The sequence below is a fragment of the Sphingomonas sp. GW821-FHT12D09 genome (assembly GCF_058807215.1).
The window spans coordinates 438,420-458,330 of record NZ_JBXAQL010000002.1 but is presented as its reverse complement, the minus strand read 5'-3'; the positions used below and the strand labels follow the sequence as shown (position 1 = coordinate 458,330).

Below are 19,911 nucleotides of genomic sequence, written 5' to 3'. Positions count from 1 at the left end.
GGTTCCCTTTATTGCCGGCAGGCCTAACGCCCCACCCCGAACCGGTCCAGTCGGTGCGTTGACCGTTACGGGAGCGACACGCATAAATCGCGCATGCGCCGCCTCGCCTTCGCCCTCGCCTGCACCGCCCTGCTCGCACTCACCCTGCCAGCCGCGGCCCAGACGCTGCCCGCGCCCGCCTGGAGCCAGGTTCGCGGCGATGATTTCTGTGCGAGCCAAGCGTCGCCCGGTGGGACGGAAACCGGGGTCACCTTGCTCCAGCGGCAGGACCGCGGCCCCGAACTACGCCTGAACGCCGCCCCCTGGACCGATGCAGTGGATGGCAAGATTATCCTTCTGCTCACCGTAGCTCGCGCCGACAAGCCTCAGAAATTCACGGCCAACGCCCGGCGCGACCCGAGCGGGCATGGGACGGCAATCGATCTGGCAGGGATCAACCCTCGGTTTCTCGGCGGCACGCTTGCGGTGCGCACAGCGAAGGGCCGGGCGATCGGCACCGTGCAAACGCTGGGCATTTTTCGCGCGGCGGAGTGGCTGGAGCGCTGCACCCGGGAGCGGTCGCGCATCGACCCGGGTTCCGGCGAACCACTGGTCACCCCGCCACGCGTCCTCGCGAACCCGATCACCTCGATCGACTATCCCGCCGCGGCCCTTCGCGCCGACATGCAGGGTCGCACGGTGCTGGCACTCACAGTCTCGGCAAAGGGTCAGGTCAGCCAGTGCGAAATTGCCCAGAGTAGTGGCTACGCGCTCCTCGACGACACCGGCTGCAATGTCGTCTCGCGTCGCACCACCTTCGTCCCGGCCACCGATGCGCAAGGCCGCGCAACCCAGGCGATGGTGAAGATGCCTATCGTCTGGAAGATCCCGGACGACTCCCGCATTGACCCATTGCCGCAGCCTATACGCCAGCAATGATCGCGCGCCTTGGTCCCGCGCGCGTGCCGGGCTAGGACCGCAGCATGACCGCGAAACGCACCGGGGGCAGGATCCTCGTCGACAATCTGGTCGCGCAGGGCTGCGACCGTATCTTCCACGTGCCGGGCGAGAGCTTCCTCGCCGTACTCGACGCGCTGCACGACGTGCCGGCGATCGATGTGGTGACGTGCCGCCAGGAAGGCGGGGTCGGGTTCATGGCCTGTGCCGACGGCGCGATGACGCAGCGCCCGGGCGTCGCCTTCGTGACGCGCGGGCCCGGTGCGACCAACGCCTCGATCGGCGTCCATGTCGCGATGCAGGATTCGCAGCCGATGATCCTGTTCATCGGCGATGTCGACCGCGGCATGCGCGACCGCGAGGGTTTCCAGGAAGTCGATTTCCCCGCGATGTTCGCCCCGCTCGCGAAGTGGGCGACGCGGATCGAGGACGCCGCCCGCATCCCGGAGTACGTCGCCCGCGCCTTCGCCGTTGCCACCTCCGGCCGCCCCGGCCCGGTGGTGATCGCGCTGCCCGAGGACATGCTGTGCGATATGGTCGAGGCGGTGGACCGGCCCGAACTCGCCCCGCCGCTCCAGGCACCCGGCGCCTATGACCTCGACCAGATGTTCGAGATGCTCGCCGCCGCCAAGCGCCCGGTCGCGATCGTCGGCGGTGCCGGCTGGGATGCCGAGGCCGGCGAGGAATTCGCCAAATTCGCCGCGCGGATCGCCCTGCCCGTCGCCGGCGCCTTCCGCCGCCAGGATGCGATCCCCAACAGCTCGCCGGTCTGGGCTGGCAATCTCGGCTATGGCCCCAACCCCAAGCTGGTCCAGCGGATCAGGGATGCCGATCTGCTGCTGGTGGTGGGCGCCCGCCTGGGCGAGGCGACGACCGATGGCTATGCGCTGATCACCCCCGACCATCCCGGCCAGACGCTGATCCACGTCCATCCGGATCCCACCGAGCTAAACCGCGTCTATCTCGCCGACCTGCCGATCTGCGCGCGCCCGTTCGAGTTCGCGGCGACACTCGCGGCCGACGAGGACGTCACGCTGCCCAGCTTCGATGCCAAGGCCGCGCATGCCGAGTGGCTCGACTGGTCCACCCCGAAGCCCCGCGAAGGCGTCGCGCTCGATCTCGGCCAGTGCGTCGCGGCGATGCGCGAAGCGATGCCGGCGGATACGATCATCTGCAATGGCGCCGGCAATTTCTCGAGCTGGTGGCACCGCTTCTGGCATTATGGCCCGCTGCCGACCCAGCTTGCCCCCACCGCCGGGGCGATGGGCTATGGCGTCCCCGCCGCCGTCGCCGCCGCCTTGCGCTTCCCGGACCGCGCCGTGGTCGCGCTGGCGGGCGATGGCGACTTCATGATGAACGGCCAGGAGCTCGCCACTGCGATCCAGCATGACGCCGACCTGATCGTCCTGGTCATCGACAATTCGACCTATGGCACGATCCGCATGCACCAGGAGCGCGAATATCCATCGCGCCTGTCGGGCACGGCGCTGTGCAACCCCGATTTTGCCGCGCTCGCCCGCGCCTATGGCGGCTGGGCCGAGACCGTCGAGACGACCGAGCAGTTCGCCCCCGCGCTCGACCGCGCGCTGGAGCAGACCGGCCTGCGCCTGCTCCATCTCAAGACCGATATCGAGTTCATCACGCCGGGCCTGACCGTGTCGGGACTGCGCGGCAAATAATCCCGTCCGAACCCGGCTTTGACTGCCCTGTCCCCGCTATAATGTGGACAGGGCAATCGAAGAGGCTGAACACATGCGCTGGCGGCACCTGCACGTCGGACAGAAGGGCGACCGTCTTACCATCCAGAACCACCGGGTCTGGCAGGAAGAATGGCGCTGGCTCAACGCCGAGACGGTGCGCCTGCCCGATCCGCTCGTTTCGTCGGACATCCTGTCGTACATGATCTGCGAGATCGGCCCGCGGACCAAGCCGACGCGCTTCGCCGCGGTGAAGCTGCAGAGCGATCTCTGGTCGTTCTACGTTCCGGACTAATCGAGCAGCCAGCCGCGCTTCGGCGCCGCGCCTGAAACCAGCGGATCGTCCGGCTGCGCCAGGCGCAGCTTCGCGCCCGCCAGCGGCTTGCCGGTGAGCCGATCGATCACCACCGGCTCGACCAGCGTATCGCTTTCGATATCGACCAGCCGGCTGGTGCCGCCTTCGCCATTGTGGCGCCGGCCCCATTCGCCGATCACGTGCAGCACCGGCAGGAAATCCCGGCCGGCATCGCTCAGCACATATTCGTCTCGCGGCGGGCGTTCGCTATATCGTCTTTTCACCACCAGCCCCGCTTCGCCCAGCGCGCGCAACCGCGCGGTGAGGATGTTCGGCGCGATGCCCAGGCTGACGCGCAATTCCTCGAACCGGCTGAGCCCCAGGCTCAGGTCGCGCAGGATCAGCATGCTCCACGCATCCCCCACCTTGGCGAGCCCGCGGGCAACCGGACAGCATGTCCGCGATTTTTCCTCATTCGAGTCCATTGCATAATGATAGTGAGTTACTATTAAAATGCAAGCGACTCGATCTCCGGGCCGCATCGGAGACGAACCATGACTGTTTCTTCGCTCGGCACCGCCCTCATCACCGGGGCCTCCACCGGGATCGGCGCCGTCTATGCCGATCGCCTGGCCCGCCGCGGCCACGACCTGATCCTCGTCGCGCGGGACGCGGCACGCATGCAGGCACTTGCCGACCGCCTGACCGCCGAGACCGGCCGCAGCATCGAAGTCCTTCCCGCCGACCTTACCGATGGCGACGACCTCGACCGCGTGGCGAAGCGCCTCGCCACCGACGCCAGCATCACCCTGCTGCTCAACAATGCCGGCATGTCGCTGAACGGCGGGCTGCTCGACAACGAAGCCCCCGCGATCGAGCGGCTGATCGCGCTCAACATCACCGCCCCCGCGCTGCTCGCCTCTGCGGCCGGACGCGCGTTCAAGGCACGCGGCACGGGCGCGATCGTCAATATCGCCTCGGTCCTCGCCTTCGCGCCCGAGATGTTCGACGGCACCTATTCGGGCTCCAAGGCCTTCCTGCTCAACATCTCGCTCTCGCTCGCTGCGCAGCTCGAGCCGCTGGGCGTGCGCGTCCAGGCGGTCCTCCCCGGCGCCACCCGCACCGAGATCTGGGCGAAGTCCGGTAAGGATGTCGACAGCTTCCCGCCCGATTTCGTGATGGAAGTGGACGATCTGGTCGATGCCGCGCTCACTGGCTTCGACAAGGGCGAGACAGTGACGATCCCGCCGCTCGCCGATGAGGGGCAATATACCACCTATGACGCGGCGCGCCTGGCGATGGCCCCGAACCTGTCGAAGCGCGACGTGGCCCCGCGCTATCGCGAAACGGTGGCGGCCTGAGCCACTCGATCGTCACCCCGGCGAAAGCCGGGGCCCAGGGTTTCTCTGCGGCATCGCTTGTAACGCTGGGCCGGCTTTCGCCGGGATGACGGTTTATGGGCATCCCATGCCCCAAGCCTGCGCAAACGAAGAGGGCCGCCCCGGTCTCCCGGAGCGGCCCTCGATGCCTTGCCGGCACGTAATGCTTAGATGTCGTCGCCCAGCGCGCCCTTGACCGAGCCGACGAACTGCTGGCCCTTGCCCTTCAGCTCCTGGGTCTTGCCCTCGGCATCGAGCTTGTCGTCGGCATGGGTGCGCTGCGGATCGGCGGGATCGCCCGCCACCGCCTGCTTGGCCTTGCCGACCAGCTCGTTGACATTGCCCTTGATCTTGTCGGTAAGTTCACCCATGATTTCAAACTCCTAGCCGTGGATTGGCGCTTGGCCGCGCTTGTGATCCGTTCAACTGAAACAACGGTCCGCGCAGGAAATGGGTTCCGTCATGCCTGATCGGATTGCCGAACATTATGAGCGCCATGCGCACGCCTTCGACGATGCCCGGCGCAAGGCCTTTGTCGAACGCGCCTGGCTCGATCGCTTCCTGCTCGGCGTCGCCAAGGGCGCGGCGGTGCTCGACCTGGGATGCGGCGCCGGCGAACCGATCGCGCGCTACCTCCATGATCATCGCCACCCGATCACCGGCATCGATACGTCGGAGAAGATGATCGCGCTGTGCCGCACCCGCTTCCCGCGCGAGCGCTGGATCGTCAGCGACATGCGCCGCGTCGTGCTCGACCGCCAGTTCGGCGGGATGATCGCCTGGGACAGCCTGTTCCACCTGCCCGCCGACGACCAATTGTCGCTGCTCGAGCGGCTGGCTGCCTGGCTTTCGCCGGGCGGCGCCCTGCTGTTCAACACCGGCCCCGGGCGCGGCACTGCGATGGGCGAGCAGTTCGGCGAGGAACTCTACCACGCCAGCGCCGACCCGGCGGAATATCGCGCGGTGTTCGCGCGGACAGGGTTGTTCGAAGTCGCCTATGCGCCGGAGCATGCCGGCGCGGGCGGGCGAAGCGTGTGGCTGGTGCGCAAGCCGCACTGAGACATGTCGCCACCGCTTCGCTATCCGTTACACCGCGAAAGCAGGCTGCCAGTTGCCGTGCGTACTGACGGGAAGAAACTGGGTCCCGCTTTGGCGGTGTCGGTTAGTCAGGTTCGTGGGGCCGGCCCGCGCCCACGGTCACGCAGCGATTATCGCGGCACCTTCCGCAAGTTCTTCGACTTCGGCAGCCTCTCCGACTGCGGCGCCCCCAGCGGGTGCGGCACCGCCGCCTTCGGCGGCCTCGCCAACGACGTCCTCGGCTTCGCGGGGCGGCCAGATCTGCCCGCCTGTCGGCACATGCGCGTTGCCGGCACCCGAATTGAAGCCAAAAGGTACGGACGGAACCTTCGAAATACGATTGAGAACACCCGTGATCATGCCAAAGATATTCATGTTATTCCCCCCAAACGATAGAAAGACCTCACGATCCAATACAAAGCTATCATATTACTTTGGGAAAGAGAAATGGCACAATTCTCTATTTGCCGCGGCGCAGATACCTGCTCCCCCGACCTCCAGCCGAGACCAAAGGCTGATTTGATGTCCTCGGGCTGCTGCATGCGATCATGATCGTCACCGCAGTGTGACAGCCGGGGTCAGGGAGCCACTTTCCCCAGGAATGCGATCACCGCCGCCCATACTGGTTCGGCACCATCCTTGTTCTTCGCGCGTAGTAGCGTCGAAGCGCCATGCACCCCGCCCTGTTTTGGCACGAACTGTTCCTTCGCCCCCGGCACCGCGGCGAGGATGTCGCGGGTGGCGTCGATCTCGTGCCCATCCTGCGCGGACGTGGCGAATACCGGCGCCTTCACCTTCGCCGCCGCGCGCGCCACCAGGGTCTTGTCATCGAAATACTCGCCCGGCGAGAATGCCATCACGGCCTTCACCGCCCCCGGATGCTCGGCCGCGAGCAGGAACGCCAGCGACGCCGAATAGCTGCTTCCCCACAGGATCACCGGCAGCTTCTTCGCCTCGGCCCAGGCGAGTGCCGCCTCGAGATCCGGCTTGGCCGCCAGATATTCCGCTGAAGTCGCGACATGCCCCTTGGGCACGCCGAGCCCCCGCGCCGTCTCGTTGCCGCCGAACAGGTCCCCGCCCGCCCGCTGGTCGATGCGCAGCGAGGCATAGCCCCAGGTCGCCAGCCGCGGCGCGATGATGGCATATTCGTCCTTGCTCGATTCGGCCTGGTGGAAGAGCAGGATCAGGGCCTTGGGCTTCTCCACGCTGGTGTAGACCCCGGACACCTTCACCCCGTCAGCCGCGGTGAGCGTCACCGGCTCGGCCGAGATCGCGCGGGTTTCCTTGGGCACATTGGCAGGCTTGGGATGGCAGGCCGAGAGCGAAAGCAGCGTCAACGCCGCGGCTGCCCCGCCCAATCCTGCCCTGCGCATCAGATCAGCCCCGCCAGCGGGCTCGACGGATCGGCATAGCGCCGCTTGGCCATGCGCCCGGCGCGATAGGAGAGCCGCCCGGCCTCCACCGCCGCCTTCATTGCCGCCGCCATCAGGATCGGGTCCTTGGCCTCGGCGATCGCGGTGTTCATCAGGATGCCGTCGCAGCCCAGTTCCATGCCGATTGCCGCGTCGCTTGCCGAGCCGACGCCGGCATCGACCAGCACCGGCACCTTGGCGCCCTCGACGATCAGCCGGATCGTCACGCGGTTCTGGATGCCCAGCCCCGAACCGATCGGCGCGCCCAGCGGCATGATCGCCACCGCGCCGACATCCTCCAGCCGCTTCGCCGCGATGGGATCGTCGACGCAATAGACCATCGGCTTGAAGCCTTCCTTGGCGAGGATCTCCGTCGCCCGCAGCGTTTCGACCATGTCCGGGTAGAGCGTCCGCGCCTCGCCGAGCACTTCCAATTTCACCAGCTCCCAGCCCCCCGCCTCGCGCGCCAGGCGCAGCGTGCGAATCGCCGATTCGGCATCGAAACAACCCGCGGTGTTGGGGAGGTAGGTGATCTTCTTCGGGTCGATATAGTCGGTGAGCATCGGCGCATTGGGATCGCTGACATTCACCCGGCGCACCGCCACGGTGACGATCTCGGCGCCGCTTGCCGCCACGGCGGCCGCGTTCTGCTCGAAATCCTTGTACTTGCCGGTGCCGACGATCAGCCGCGAGCGGAAGGTCTTGCCCGCCACCGTCCAGCTATCGTCGTCCACTGGCCGGCCATGGTCGCCGCCGCCTACGAAATGGACGATCTCCAGCTCGTCGCCATCCTCGACGATAACCTGGTCCAGCGTCGAGCGCGGCACCACTTCGAGATTGCGCTCCACCGCCAGCTTGGCGGGCACCAGCCCAAGCACTTCGGCCAGCTGCGCGATGGTCAGGCCGGCCGTCACGCGCTTGTGCTCGCCGTTGACGATGATGGAGACGGTGCCGTCGCTGTGCATGAACTGTCCTTGGATATTTGATCGGGAGCGCGGGCTCATATAGGGAAGCCGCTCCCGCGCCCGCAACCGAAAGGCTAGGCCTTGGCCGATACGATCTACGTCCTCAACGGTCCCAACCTCAATCTGCTGGGACTGCGCGAGCCGGAGATCTACGGTTCGGACACGCTCGACGACATTGCCGGGCGCCTGGAGGACCGTGCGAAGGAGCTGGGGCTTCAGATCGACCTGCGCCAGTCCAACCATGAGGGGCACCTGATCGACTGGCTGCACGAGGCCCAGGCATACAAGGCGAAGGCGGTACTGCTCAACGCCGGCGCCTTCACCCATACCAGCCTGGCGCTCTACGATGCGATCCGCGCGATCAAGACGCCGGTCCTCGAAGTCCATCTCTCCAACCCGCTCACCCGGGAGGAGTTTCGCCACCACAGCTATGTCGGCATGGCCGCCAAGGGAACCATCGCCGGTTTCGGGACGCTATCCTACATGCTTGCGCTTGAAGCCGCCGCGCACCTCTGACAAAGGGCGCGGTTTCATCGGAAGACGAGATCAAATGGCAGATAAGAACGAAAAGACGGGCGCCATGCAGGTGGATATCGAGTTGGTGCGCCAGCTCGCCGCAGTGCTCGATGAGACGAACCTCACCGAAATCGAAGTCGAGGACGCCGATCGCAAGGTCCGCGTCGCGCGCACCGTGCAGGCCGCTCCGGCGATCATGCATGCGCCGATGGCCTCGCCTGTGGCGGCTGCGCCCGCGGCCGCGCCAGTTGCCGCCGCCGAGGCCGCGCCGGTCGCGGCGCTGAACGCCGTCAAGTCGCCGATGGTCGGCACCGTCTATCTGGCGCCCAACCCCGAAGCGGCTAATTTCGTCGCGGTCGGCCAGCAGGTGAAGGCCGGCGACACGCTGGTGATCATCGAGGCGATGAAGGTGATGAACCCGATCCACGCCTCCTCGGCCGGCACGGTCAAGGCGATCCTGGTCGACAATGGCCAGCCCGTCGAGTTCGACCAGCCCCTCGTCGTCGTCGAGTAAAGCACCTTGCCAGAGATCAAGAAGCTCCTGATCGCCAATCGCGGCGAGATAGCCCTGCGCATCCACCGCGCTTGCCACGAGATGGGCATCAAGACGGTCGCGGTGCACTCCACCGCCGATTCCGATGCGATGCACGTACGCCTCGCCGACGAGGCGATCTGCATCGGGCCGCCGGCCGCGGCCGAGAGCTATCTGAAGATCGACCGGATCATCGCCGCCGCCGAGATCTCGGGCGCCGACGCGATCCATCCGGGCTATGGCTTCCTCTCGGAGAACGCCAAGTTCGCCGAGATCGTCGAGGCACACGGCATCATCTTCGTCGGGCCCAAGCCCGAGCATATCCGCACGATGGGCGACAAGATCGAGGCGAAGCGCACCGCCGGCGCGCTCGGCCTGCCGCTCGTCCCCGGCTCGGACGGCGCGATCAGCGATGTCGAGGAAGCCAAGCTGATCGCGGAAGCCGCCGGCTATCCGGTGATCATCAAGGCGGCATCGGGCGGCGGCGGCCGCGGCATGAAGGTCGTCACCAACCCTGCCGATCTCGAAGCACAGATGCTCCAGGCAGGCAGCGAGGCGAAGGCCGCGTTCGGCGACGCCACCGTCTATCTCGAAAAGTATCTCGGCAATCCGCGCCACATCGAGATCCAGGTGTTCGGCGACGGCAATGGCAACGCCATCCATCTGGGCGAGCGCGACTGCTCGCTACAGCGCCGCCACCAGAAGGTGCTCGAAGAGGCCCCCTCGCCCGTTCTCGGCGCCGACGACCGCGCACGCATCGGCAGCATCTGTGCCAAGGCGATGGCCGACATGGGCTATCGCGGCGCCGGCACGATCGAGTTCCTGTGGGAAGACGGCGAGTTCTACTTCATCGAGATGAACACTCGCCTGCAGGTGGAGCATCCGGTGACCGAGGCGATCACCGGCCTCGACCTGGTCCGCGAGCAGATCCGCGTCGCCGAAGGCCACGGCCTGACGCTGCGCCAGGAAGACGTCCAGTTCCGCGGCCATGCGATCGAGTGCCGCATCAACGCCGAGGACCCGCGTACCTTCGCCCCCTCGCCGGGCCTGGTGAAGGGCTATCACGCGCCGGGCGGCATGAACGTCCGCGTCGATTCGGGCCTCTACACCGGCTACAAGGTGCCGCCCTATTACGACTCGATGATCGCCAAGCTGATCGTCTACGGCACCACCCGCCAGGGAGCGCTCCGCCGTCTCCGCCGCGCGCTCGAGGAGTTCGTGATCGACGGGATGAAGACCACCATTCCCCTCCACCAGGCGCTGCTCGACGACCCCGACTTCCAGAAGGGCGACTATACGATCAAGTGGCTCGAAGAATGGCTGGCGCGGCAGGACGACGCCAACTGATACTCCGTCAGCCCAGCGAGAGCCGGGGCCCAGGGTTTCTCTGCCATGCCGCTCGGGGCTCTGGGCCCCGGCTTTTGCCGGGGTGACGAAAGAAGACGAATGAAAGCGACGATCTACCACAATCCCCGCTGCTCCAAGTCGCGCGAGGCCCTGGCGATCCTCAACGGAACGCCGGGCCTCGAGGTCGCGATCGTCGAGTATCTCAAGACTTCGCCGAGTCGCGCGAAGCTCAAGGACCTCTACCAGCGCGCCGGGATGACCCCGCGTGAGGGCCTGCGCACTGCGGAGGATGCCGCCAAGCCTTTGAAAAGCGCGGATGACGACGCGATCCTCGATGCGATGGCGGCGAATCCGATCCTGATCGAGCGCCCCCTAGTCGTCACCGAGAAGGGCGTCCGCCTCGGCCGGCCGCCCGAGAAGGTCCGCGAGATTCTCTAGGTTTCGCTACCCGATTTGACGGATTCACCGCGCGGTTAACTCGAAGATTACGATCCCCGCCGTATCAATTCCGCCTGGGAAGAGGGTGGGAAATGCGGGCAAGGATCATGATCGGCGGTTTGCGGTTTGGCGAGACCCGGGCATGAACGCGCCCATCTCCCTCCACTCGCAGCTCGACCGCCTCACCTCCTGGTTCCGCCGCAGCGACAGCGATTCGCTCGACCGCGCCGCGCTCCACCGGCTGCGCTACGAGCAGATCGGCACCTTCCTGTTCGAGCACGGTCTCGAGCCCAGCAGCACCAATTTCGATTTCGCCGGCCGCTTCCTCGATGGCCGCGAAGCCGCGCTCGTCCGGGCGGCGGAGGATCTGATCGAGGCCAAGGGCCGTCTCAGCGACCGCGATGTCGAACGGATCGTCGAGCGCTGCACCTCCAGCGACACCTCCGACAAGCTCGAGAAGCTCACCCGCCAGCTCGAAGCCAAGGTCGCCGAATGCCTCGGCGCCGTGGGTGAGGCCGCGAACTCGACCAGCGCCTATTCCACTGCGCTCGGCGAAGCCGCCGGCCAGATGGAAAGCGCGCCGGGCGAGACCTATCGCCGCCTGCTCGAAGTCACGCTGGAAGTCGCCGAGACCACCCGCAAGATCGGCGGCCGGCTCGAAAGCACGCGCGAGGACACGCGCCGCCTGCGCGCCGATCTCGAGCGTGCGGTGCGCGAGGCCGAGGAGGACCACCTCACCGGCTTGCCCAATCGCCGCGGCTTCTTCGCCCGGATGGAAGAGACGCTCGCCAAGCCCGACGCCGCGCCCTTCACGCTGGCGCTGTGCGACATCGACAATTTCAAGGCGATCAACGATCGCCACGGCCACCATACCGGCGACCGCGTGCTCCGCTTCGTCGCGCGCTTCCTGCGCGAGGATCTCGGCCGCCGCGTGATGGTCGCCCGCTATGGCGGCGAGGAGTTCGTCTGCCTGTTCGAAGGCAGTGATGCCGAGGAGGCCGCCGACATGCTCGACGCCAGCCGCGGCCGGCTGCGCGACCGGCTGCTGCGCGACCAGACCACCAACTTGCCGATCGGCCGGATCAGCTTCTCGGCCGGCGTCACCACGATCACCGGCGATTCCGCCGACGCCCTGCGTGCCGCCGACGACCTGCTCTATGCCGCGAAGAACGCCGGCAAGGACCAGGTGGTCACTTCCGCTTCGCCGCCGGTGGCCTCGGCGGCTTAGGCTGAGGCCCGGGCAAGGCCCACACCACTATCGTCATCCCCGCGAAGGCGGGGATCCAGGGTAGCGCGGTAAGATCGATGCAATCGATCCGGGATTATCCGAAGCTGCCGAAGCAAAGCCGCGGGCATTCCCCCCTGGCTCTGGATCCCCGCCTTCGCGGGGATGACGGATTGGGGGACAGGGCGTCATTGCCGCCCTAAACTCCGCAATATCCGTCAGGCCCCCCTCGCCCCTTGCGGCATCTGTTCTCCGCAGGGAGACCAGGAATCGTGAAGCCCGACCCAAGCCAGCTTTATCTCGCCCGCATGCGGCGCGTGCTCGATCACATCGACGCGCACCTGGATGCGGATCTGAGCATCGACAGCCTGGCGGCCGTCGCGGCCTTCTCGCGCTTCCATTTCCACCGCCAGTTCGCCGAACTGCTCGGGATCAGCGTCCACCGCTATGTCCAGCTCGCCCGCCTCAAGCGGGCCTCCCACGCCCTCGCCTATCGAAAGGACCCGGTGCTCGACATCGCGCTCGACTCGGGGTTCGGCGGGCCGGAGGCCTTTGCGCGCGCGTTCCGGCAGCGGATCGGACAGAGCCCGAGCGGATTTCGGCAGGCACCGGAATGGGCTCCCTTGGCCGCGGCCCTCGCGCCGCTCGAACAGGCAAGGAGCCAGCACATGACCCCGACCTACACCGATGCCGATGTGACGATCGTCGATTTCCCCGCCACCCCGGTCGCATTGATCGAGCATCGCGGTGATCCGATGGCCATAGGCGACACGATCCGCCGCTTCATCGACTGGCGCCGCGCCAACGCCCTGCCCCCGGCGAAGAGCGCCACCTTCAACATCCTCCACAACGACCCCGACAGCGTGCCGCCCAAGGAACACCGCCTTGACATCGCCTGCGCCGCCGACCGCGTGACGCCCAACCATGCCGGCGTCAGCGAAGGCCTGATTCCCGCCGGCCGTTGCGCGGTCGTGCGCCTGACGGGTCCCGGCGACGACCTGCCCGCGCCGGCGCACTTCCTCTATGCCGACTGGCTGCCGAGGAGCGGCGAGGAACTACGCGATTTCCCGATGTTCGCGCAGAGGGTGAAGTTCTTCCCCGACGTGCCCGCGAACGAAGCGGTGACGGACGTATATTTGCCGCTCGTGTGACACTAAATCCTCCCCGAGCTTGTCTCGGGGAGGAATTGAAAGTCACGCAACTCGCACCCCCACCCCGCGTTCGGCACGCATGGCCACATTGTTCACGGCGCCCGTCGCCCCCTCCCTCGCCACGAGCCCCGCGGACACCGCCCTCCTGGCGCTCCTCGCCCGGCTACAGGCCCTCGGCTATCATTTCGTCACTCCCACGCCAGCCACCCATGCGCGCGTTCTTGCCCGTCCGGACCGGTGCGTAGCCGAGACGATGGAGGACGCGCTCGGCTGGAGCCTGCCCTTCGCCGAAGTCGCGCTCGACCCCGCCATCCTCGCCGCCTTGCGCGCCGCCGACGCGATCGAGCCCGCCGCGGCGGGGCTGGTGCGCAGCCGCCTGCGCGTCTCGACGCTGCGTGGCATGCACTTCCTCCATTCGGCTTATCCGACCGACGCAATCGATTCGGTGTTCTTCGGGCCGGACAGCTATCGCTTCGCCGATTGCATCGCCGCCGAACTCACCCACGCGCCGCTGCCGCCGGGTGCCGCAATCCTCGATATCGGCGCCGGCAGCGGCGTCGGCGGGATCGTCGCGGCGCAGCTCGGGGAGCGGGCGCATGCCATGCTCACCGACATCAACCCGCAGGCCCATCGTCTCGCCCGCCTTAACGCCCGCGCCGCCGGCGTCTCCGCGGAATGTTTCGAAGGCGCAGTGCCGCCGAGCGGCCCGTTCGACTTCGCCATGGCCAACCCGCCCTATATGATCGATGAGACCGGCCGCGACTATCGCGACGGCGGCGCGATGCACGGGGCCGAAGTTGCGGTGCAGATGACGCGCGACGCGCTTTCCCGGCTCGCGCCCGCCGGCCGTTTCCTGCTCTACACCGGCAGCGCGATCGTGCGCGGCGAGGACCGGCTCCAGGCATTGCTCGCCGATCTCGCCGCACGGGAAGGCTGGGCGATGCGCTACCGCGAGCTCGATCCCGACGTGTTCGGCGAGGATCTCGAAAAACCGGCTTACCGCGACGTCGAGCGGATCGCCGTCGTCGCAGCGGTGTTCACGCGCCTTCGCTAGATCCGGAGCCGCCGCGCCGCTTCAGATGGGTGATGTCCTGCTTCAGCCCGTAGAGATAGGCCGCCCGCCCCCCGCGCATTTCGACATCGGCGGTCACTCGCATCCAGCGCGTCTCGCCATCGGGACGGCGGATCTCGGCGTCGAAGGTAAAGCTGCCGGAAGAAGCGATCGCCTCGCTGCGCAGCCTCTCCAGTTCGGCCTGTGACGCTTCGCTGTACATGGCGACCACATCGTCGCGCCGCACCGGCAGGTTGGGCGCCAGGCCGAAGATCTCGAACACGCCCGGCGTCCAGCGCAGCGAATCGTCGGACAGGTCGCATTCCCAGGCGGCGGGCATCGGCGCGAGCACCGCGGGGGTGCTGTCGGGCACCACGTGCAACTCGCGCGCCCAGCCCATCGGCACCCGGCCGGCGGTGGGTTCGGCTACCCGATCTATCCAGTGACGCGCCACGACGACCCCCGCCCTTGTTGTTGTCCGCTGTGCTACGCCCTCATGGGGGTATGTCCAGTCCGGAGCGACTGCGACGAATCGGGCTTTAAATGTAGGATTTCACCTGCTTGGCTCGCCCGCGATGCAGATGCCCCGCGCCTTTCCCATCGCTGCCCGCGCCCTCTCCGCGGGGGAAGGCCCGCCGCCCCCGCGCACGCGTTGGACTACCAAGAGATTCAAGATTTCTGCCGTCGTCCCACTCGGGGGTGACGCGGGCACATGCCCTCGCTATGGGCTCGTCGCATGACTGACATCACCCCCGAGATCGTGGCCGAGCATGGCTTCACCCCCGAGGAATATGAGCGCGTCCTGAAGGCGATGGGCCGCGTGCCCAATATCACCGAGCTGGGCATCTTCTCGGTGATGTGGTCCGAGCACTGCTCGTACAAGTCGAGCCGCATCCATCTGAAGAAGCTGCCGACCACCGGGCCCCAGGTGATCTGCGGCCCCGGCGAGAATGCCGGCGTGGTCGACATTGGCGACGGCCAGGCGGCGATCTTCAAGATGGAGAGCCACAACCACCCGTCCTACATCGAGCCCTATCAGGGCGCGGCGACCGGCGTGGGCGGCATCCTGCGCGACGTGTTCACCATGGGCGCGCGCCCGATCGCCAACATGAATGCGCTGCGCTTCGGCCGGCCCGACCACCCCAAGATGAAGCACCTTATCGCCGGCGTGGTCCATGGCATCGGCGGCTATGGCAATTGCGTCGGCGTCCCCACGGTCGGCGGCGAAGTCAATTTCCACAAGGCGTATGACGGCAACATCCTCGTCAACGCGATGACCGTCGGCATCGCCGATACCGACAAGATCTTCTATTCGGCCGCAAGCGGCGTGGGCAACCCGATCGTCTATGTCGGCTCGAAGACCGGCCGCGACGGCATCCACGGCGCCACCATGGCCTCGGCCGATTTCGGCGAGGATAGCGAGGAGAAGCGCCCCACCGTCCAGGTCGGCGATCCTTTCACCGAGAAGCTGCTGATCGAAGCATGCCTCGAGCTGATGGCATCGGACGCCATCGTCGCCATCCAGGACATGGGCGCCGCCGGCCTCACCTCGTCCTCGGTCGAGATGGCGTCGAAGGGCGGCGTCGGGATCGAGCTGGTGATGGACGATGTTCCCCAGCGCGAAACCGGCATGACGCCGTACGAGATGATGCTGTCGGAGAGCCAGGAGCGCATGCTCATGGTGCTCAAGCCCGGTCGCGAGGATTTCGCCAAGGCGATCTTCGAGAAGTGGGAGCTCGACTTCGCCGTCATCGGCCACGTCACCGATACCGGCCGCATGGTGCTCAAGTGGAAGGGCGACACCGTCGCCGACATCCCGCTCGCCCCGCTGGCCGACGAAGCGCCGCTCTACGACCGCCCGCACGTCCCGACGCCCAAGCCCGCCGAGCTGACCGACGTGCCCGAGAGCACCGACCCGGCCGCGGACCTGCTCAAGCTGGTCGGCACGCCCGACCTGGCGTCGCGCCGCTGGATCTGGGAACAATATGACCACATGGTCGGCGCCGACACCGTGCAACGCCCGGGCGGCGATGCCGCGGTGGTTCGCGTCCATGAGAGCAACAAGGGCCTGGCGATCACTACCGATTGCACCCCGCGCTATTGCTTCGCGGACCCCGTCGAGGGCGGCAAGCAGGCAATTGCGGAAGCCTGGCGCAACCTGTCGGCGGTCGGCGCGACCCCGCTGGCGGTGACCAACTGCCTCAACTTCGCCAATCCGCAGCGCCCCGAGATCATGGGCCAGATCGTCGGCTGCCTCGAAGGCATGTCGGAGGCCTGCCGCGCGCTCGACTTCCCGATCGTCTCGGGGAACGTCTCGCTCTACAACGAGTCCAAGGCCACCGGTGGCGGCTCGGCGATCCTGCCGACCCCGGCGATCGGCGCGATCGGGCTTCTCAAGGATTACACCAAGAGCGCGACCATCGCCTTCAAGGGCACCGGCGACATCCTGCTCGCGGTCGGCGAGCGTTCGGGCCATCTCGGCCAGTCGCTCTACCTGCGCGAACTGCATGGCCGTGAAGAGGGCCCGCCCCCCAAGGTCGACCTGATGGCCGAGCGCCGCGCCGGCGCATTCATCCGCGCCGCGATCTGCAGCGGCGCGATCAGCGCCTGCCATGACGTGGCGGATGGCGGCCTGGCCGTCGCCGTCGCCGAGATGGCGCTGGCCAGCGGCATCGGCGCGATCCTCGACCAGGCCCAGCCCTACGGCGTGGCGGAGAGCTTCTTCGGCGAGGACCAGGGTCTCTACATCGTCACGGTGAAGGACGAGGCGCTCGCCGACTTCCTCGTCGCCGCCGACCGCGCCGGCGTTCTCGCCGATCCGATCGGCCGCACGATCAAGGACCGCATCATCTTCGAGTTGGAGGAAGGCGATTTCTGTGTGACCTTGACCGATCTCAAGGCGGCCCATGAAGGATTCTTCCCACAATTGATGGGAGCAGACGCCGCCCTGGCATGAGTTTCCGGGCCGGCAATAGAGGAGGTCCAGGTGACCGAAGGCTATTCCGGCACGCCGCTCGCCCAGAAGCTGGGCCTGAAACCGGGCATCCGCGCCTGGTTCTGCCATATGCCCGACAGCGTCCGGGCCGAGATCGATCCCCAGGGCCTGGGCATCGAGGAATATGAAGCCGCCGCCAGCGGGCTCCAGGCGGCGCACCTCTTCGTCACCGAGCGGGAGAGGCTGGAACGCGAGCTCGACGCGCTGCTGGCGCTGATCGACCGGGGTGGCTTCATCTGGGTCTCCTGGCCGAAAAAGGCCGCCAGGGTGGAAACCGATGTCACCGAAGACGTTATTCGGGAAGTGGCGCTGCCCAGGGGGCTGGTCGATATCAAGGTCTGTGCGGTCGATGCGACCTGGTCCGGCCTCAAGCTCGTGATCCGGAAGGAAAATCGTTGACCACCTCAGGGAAAGTTCTGAGTGATGGAAACAAGCTGGAAATGTCATGCTATGGCATGTCCGAGCATGAGTCGCTTCCCTGGCAGCCCTATCCGCAACTGACCGACGAGGCGCGGATCGAACGCGCCCGCGCCTTTCTGGGCCATATGGTCACCCGCCGCAGCTGCCGCGAATTCAGCGACCAGCCGGTGCCCCGCGAAGTGATCGAGGCGGCCTTGCTCGCCGCCGGTTCCGCCCCCAGCGGCGCAAACCGCCAGCCCTGGCATTTCGGCGTGATCGAATCGGCCGAGGCCAAGGCGGCGATCCGCGTCGCTGTCGAGGAGGAAGAGCGCCAATTCTATGCCGGGCTCGGCGGCCAGGCCTGGCTCAGCGCCGTGCAGCCGCTGGGTACCCAGGCCGACAAGCCCTATCTTGAGGCGGCTCCCTGGCTGATCGCGGTCTTCGCCCAGCGCTATACCGGCCTCGACGAGCGCGACGAGCAGCGCAACTACAACGTCACCGAGAGCGTGTGCATCGCCACCGGCCTGCTGCTCGCCACGCTGCATTCGGCAGGCGTCGCCACCTTGGTCCATACCCCGCATCCGATGCGCTTCCTCAACCGCGTCTGCCGCCGGCCCGAGAATGAGCGCCCGGTCCTGCTGATCGTCGCCGGCCATGCGGCAGAGGGCGCCACCGTGCCCGCGGCCATCGCAAGCAAGAAGCCGCTGGAGGAGATCAGCTCCTGGCTGTAGCGTGCCCCCAGGAGAACGGGGAGTACGCGACATGAATGCCGGACGCCGGATCCTTACGGCAACACTGGTCGCCGGCACGCTCGACATCGCCGCCGCCGCGCTGCTGGCGGTGCTGGCCGGCCGGATGCCCGACCGGATACTGCGCGGCGTGGCGAGCGGCCCCTTCCCCGACGCGACGCATTGGGGCGCGGGTAGCGCGGTCCTGGGGCTTGCAGTTCATTTCGCCATCATGGCCGGGATGGCCGCTGTCTTCGTCCTCGCCGCCGACCGGCTGCCAAGGCTCAAGGCCCATTGGCCTGCTGCCGGCACCGGCTATGGGCTGGCCACCTGGGCGGCGATGAACCTGGTCGTGCTGCCGCTGCGCTGGCCCGGCCTGTTTCCCCAGCTCGACCCGAAGAGCGTGGCCATCTCGCTCTTCTGCCACATCGTGCTGGTCGGCATCCCGATCGCCCGGATCGCGGCGCAGCGCTGAATGGAGGTTCCTGCCGCAGCGGCGCGGCTGCCGTCGCTCGATCTCGTCCGCGGCGTGGCGGTGCTGGGCATCCTCCTGCTCAACATCCTCGCCTTCGCCATGCCCCAGGCCGCCTACGTGAACCCGCGTGCCTATGGCGGCGCACAGGGCGCGGACCTGGCCACTTGGGCAGTGAACTTCATCCTGTTCGACGGGCGGATGCGCGGGCTGTTCTCCTTCCTGTTCGGCGCGTCTACCCTGCTGGTGATCGAGCGCGCCGAGGCGAGCGGCCGCAGTCCCGCCGAGGTCCATTACCACCGCATGGCCTGGTTGCTGGTCTTCGGCCTCGCCCACCTGTTCCTGGTCTGGCACGGCGACATCCTCGCCCACTACGCGCTGATCGGCATGATCACCTATGCGATGCGCGACCTGTCCGTGCCGCGGCTACTGATCATGGGCACGATGCTGACGCTGCTCGGCGCCGTCCTGTTCGCAACCATTCCGCTCACCATCCTCCAGCTCCACGCGAGCCCGGCAGGGGTCTCGCAGCTCCACGACTATGCGCTGACTTTCGGCATCCCCAGGCCTGCCGACATCGCCCGCGACATGGCCCTGCACCGCGGCGGCTATGGCCCGATCTTCGCGGAACGGCTGCGCGAGGATGGCGGAGCGCTGGCCGGGTTGTTCGTCTTCTTCGGGCCGGAGACGCTGGGATACATGCTGTTCGGCATGGCGGCGCTGCGCAGCGGCATGCTGCGGGGCGAATGGGCGCCGGCGCGCTATCGCCGCTGGCTGCTGGCCTGCTGGGCAATCAGCCTGCCAGCCTATGCCGCGCTGGCCTGGTGCCAATGGGCCTCGGGCTTCGACATCCGAATGGTCGCCGCGATGATGCCGCTCACCGCGCTGGTCCGCCCGCCGATGATCGCAGGATGGATCTGCCTGATCGTGCTCCTTGCCCGCCCCGGCGGCCCGCTCACCACCCGCCTGGCAGCGGCTGGGCGCATGGCCTTCACCAACTATCTGGCGACCAGCCTGATCTGCACCACGCTCTGCTACGGCTATGGCCTGGGTTGGTACGGCCATCTGAGCCGCTGGCAGCTCTATCCCGTGGTTTTCGGGATCTGGGCCCTGATCCTGTTCTGGTCCAAACCCTGGCTGGCCCATTTCCGATTCGGCCCGTTCGAGTGGCTGTGGCGCAGCCTCGCCCGCGGCAGCCTCCAACCGATCCGCGGAGGCGCCCTAGGTAGTAATGCGAGTGCCTCGCAATAGTCTTGCGAATCAGTGTCAATAGCCCTACCTCTAGATTCGAGAGAC

23 protein-coding genes are annotated in these 19,911 nt (G+C 67.1%); 17 read left to right on the top strand and 6 right to left on the bottom strand.

Annotation, left to right across the window (positions count from 1 at the left end; all coding sequences use genetic code 11):
* Nucleotides 1–93 precede the first annotated feature (93 nt).
* From AC1RPL_RS12250 to AC1RPL_RS12240, 3 genes are all read left to right on the top strand, one after another.
* Nucleotides 94–918, top strand: a complete 825-nt coding sequence (locus tag AC1RPL_RS12250; RefSeq protein ID WP_493069572.1) for an energy transducer TonB — start codon at nt 94–96, stop codon at nt 916–918.
* Nucleotides 919–962: 44 nt separating this feature from the next.
* Nucleotides 963–2,615 carry a thiamine pyrophosphate-binding protein gene (locus AC1RPL_RS12245; RefSeq protein WP_493069571.1) on the top strand — a complete coding sequence of 551 codons (1,653 nt, stop codon included), beginning with the start codon at nt 963–965 and terminating at the stop codon, nt 2,613–2,615.
* 73 nt (nt 2,616–2,688) lie between these two features.
* Nucleotides 2,689–2,928 (top strand): hypothetical protein, encoded by a 240-nt coding sequence (locus tag AC1RPL_RS12240; protein WP_493069570.1) that lies wholly within the window; start codon nt 2,689–2,691, stop codon nt 2,926–2,928.
* On the opposite strand, the gene AC1RPL_RS12235 is transcribed toward AC1RPL_RS12240, so the two are convergent.
* Nucleotides 2,925–3,413 carry a winged helix-turn-helix transcriptional regulator gene (locus AC1RPL_RS12235; RefSeq protein ID WP_493069569.1) on the bottom strand — a complete coding sequence of 163 codons (489 nt, stop codon included), beginning with the start codon at nt 3,411–3,413 and terminating at the stop codon, nt 2,925–2,927. The genes AC1RPL_RS12240 and AC1RPL_RS12235 overlap by 4 nt on opposite strands.
* 69 nt (nt 3,414–3,482) lie before the next feature.
* On the opposite strand from AC1RPL_RS12235, the gene AC1RPL_RS12230 reads away from it, so the two are divergent.
* Nucleotides 3,483–4,289 carry an SDR family NAD(P)-dependent oxidoreductase gene (locus AC1RPL_RS12230; protein WP_493069568.1) on the top strand — a complete coding sequence of 269 codons (807 nt, stop codon included), beginning with the start codon at nt 3,483–3,485 and terminating at the stop codon, nt 4,287–4,289.
* A gap of 185 nt (nt 4,290–4,474) precedes the next feature.
* Here AC1RPL_RS12230 and AC1RPL_RS12225 read toward each other — a convergent pair whose 3' ends face one another.
* Entirely contained in the window at nt 4,475–4,678 is a 204-nt protein-coding gene (locus tag AC1RPL_RS12225) for a CsbD family protein (RefSeq protein ID WP_493069567.1), read from the bottom strand.
* A gap of 91 nt (nt 4,679–4,769) precedes the next feature.
* Between AC1RPL_RS12225 and AC1RPL_RS12220 the strand changes: the two genes are divergently transcribed.
* A complete protein-coding gene (locus AC1RPL_RS12220) occupies nt 4,770–5,366 on the top strand; it encodes a class I SAM-dependent methyltransferase (protein WP_493069566.1) in 597 nt (198 codons plus the stop codon).
* A gap of 138 nt (nt 5,367–5,504) precedes the next feature.
* Here the strand turns inward: AC1RPL_RS12220 and AC1RPL_RS12215 are convergent, their stop codons facing one another.
* The 3 genes from AC1RPL_RS12215 to thiS all read right to left on the bottom strand — a co-directional run bounded on the left by AC1RPL_RS12215 (nt 5,505) and on the right by thiS (nt 7,761).
* Nucleotides 5,505–5,759 (bottom strand): hypothetical protein, encoded by a 255-nt coding sequence (locus AC1RPL_RS12215; protein ID WP_493069565.1) that lies wholly within the window; start codon nt 5,757–5,759, stop codon nt 5,505–5,507.
* A 203-nt stretch (nt 5,760–5,962) separates the two neighbouring features.
* The gene (locus AC1RPL_RS12210; RefSeq protein WP_493069564.1) at nt 5,963–6,721 is read right to left on the bottom strand and encodes a serine aminopeptidase domain-containing protein; all 759 of its coding nucleotides are present in this window, start codon (nt 6,719–6,721) and stop codon (nt 5,963–5,965) included.
* Between the two features lie 35 nt (nt 6,722–6,756).
* Entirely contained in the window at nt 6,757–7,761 is a 1,005-nt protein-coding gene (gene thiS, locus AC1RPL_RS12205) for a sulfur carrier protein ThiS (RefSeq protein WP_493069563.1), read from the bottom strand.
* 81 nt (nt 7,762–7,842) lie between these two features.
* On the opposite strand from thiS, the gene aroQ reads away from it, so the two are divergent.
* The 7 genes from aroQ to AC1RPL_RS12170 all read left to right on the top strand — a co-directional run bounded on the left by aroQ (nt 7,843) and on the right by AC1RPL_RS12170 (nt 14,024).
* Nucleotides 7,843–8,277, top strand: a complete 435-nt coding sequence (aroQ, locus tag AC1RPL_RS12200) for a type II 3-dehydroquinate dehydratase (protein WP_493069562.1) — start codon at nt 7,843–7,845, stop codon at nt 8,275–8,277.
* Between the two features lie 34 nt (nt 8,278–8,311).
* On the top strand, nt 8,312–8,791 hold the full coding sequence (accB, locus tag AC1RPL_RS12195) for an acetyl-CoA carboxylase biotin carboxyl carrier protein (protein WP_493069561.1): 480 nt from the start codon (nt 8,312–8,314) through the stop codon (nt 8,789–8,791).
* A 6-nt stretch (nt 8,792–8,797) separates the two neighbouring features.
* A complete protein-coding gene (accC, locus tag AC1RPL_RS12190) occupies nt 8,798–10,156 on the top strand; it encodes an acetyl-CoA carboxylase biotin carboxylase subunit (RefSeq protein ID WP_493069560.1) in 1,359 nt (452 codons plus the stop codon).
* 99 nt (nt 10,157–10,255) lie between these two features.
* On the top strand, nt 10,256–10,594 hold the full coding sequence (arsC, locus tag AC1RPL_RS12185) for an arsenate reductase (glutaredoxin) (protein WP_493069559.1): 339 nt from the start codon (nt 10,256–10,258) through the stop codon (nt 10,592–10,594).
* A gap of 142 nt (nt 10,595–10,736) precedes the next feature.
* Complete coding sequence (locus AC1RPL_RS12180; RefSeq protein ID WP_493069558.1) at nt 10,737–11,822, top strand: GGDEF domain-containing protein; 1,086 nt, start codon at nt 10,737–10,739, stop codon at nt 11,820–11,822.
* Nucleotides 11,823–12,091: 269 nt separating this feature from the next.
* The gene (locus tag AC1RPL_RS12175) at nt 12,092–12,970 is read left to right on the top strand and encodes an AraC family transcriptional regulator (protein ID WP_493069557.1); all 879 of its coding nucleotides are present in this window, start codon (nt 12,092–12,094) and stop codon (nt 12,968–12,970) included.
* 79 nt (nt 12,971–13,049) lie between these two features.
* Nucleotides 13,050–14,024 (top strand): methyltransferase, encoded by a 975-nt coding sequence (locus AC1RPL_RS12170; RefSeq protein ID WP_493069556.1) that lies wholly within the window; start codon nt 13,050–13,052, stop codon nt 14,022–14,024.
* Here AC1RPL_RS12170 and AC1RPL_RS12165 read toward each other — a convergent pair.
* Nucleotides 14,008–14,475: a PAS domain-containing protein gene (locus tag AC1RPL_RS12165; RefSeq protein WP_493069555.1), complete on the bottom strand. Its 468-nt coding sequence runs from the start codon at nt 14,473–14,475 to the stop codon at nt 14,008–14,010. The genes AC1RPL_RS12170 and AC1RPL_RS12165 overlap by 17 nt on opposite strands.
* Before the next feature lie 282 nt (nt 14,476–14,757).
* On the opposite strand from AC1RPL_RS12165, the gene purL reads away from it, so the two are divergent.
* The 5 genes from purL to AC1RPL_RS12140 are packed head-to-tail and all read left to right on the top strand — an operon-like array spanning nt 14,758 to nt 19,866.
* On the top strand, nt 14,758–16,977 hold the full coding sequence (gene purL / locus AC1RPL_RS12160) for a phosphoribosylformylglycinamidine synthase subunit PurL (protein WP_493069554.1): 2,220 nt from the start codon (nt 14,758–14,760) through the stop codon (nt 16,975–16,977).
* A gap of 30 nt (nt 16,978–17,007) precedes the next feature.
* Nucleotides 17,008–17,415: a hypothetical protein gene (locus AC1RPL_RS12155; protein ID WP_493069553.1), complete on the top strand. Its 408-nt coding sequence runs from the start codon at nt 17,008–17,010 to the stop codon at nt 17,413–17,415.
* A gap of 56 nt (nt 17,416–17,471) precedes the next feature.
* On the top strand, nt 17,472–18,146 hold the full coding sequence (locus AC1RPL_RS12150; protein WP_493069552.1) for a nitroreductase family protein: 675 nt from the start codon (nt 17,472–17,474) through the stop codon (nt 18,144–18,146).
* Nucleotides 18,147–18,177: 31 nt separating this feature from the next.
* Nucleotides 18,178–18,618: a hypothetical protein gene (locus tag AC1RPL_RS12145; protein ID WP_493069551.1), complete on the top strand. Its 441-nt coding sequence runs from the start codon at nt 18,178–18,180 to the stop codon at nt 18,616–18,618.
* Complete coding sequence (locus AC1RPL_RS12140) at nt 18,619–19,866, top strand: DUF418 domain-containing protein (protein WP_493069550.1); 1,248 nt, start codon at nt 18,619–18,621, stop codon at nt 19,864–19,866.
* The last annotated feature ends 45 nt before the right edge of the window (nt 19,867–19,911 follow it).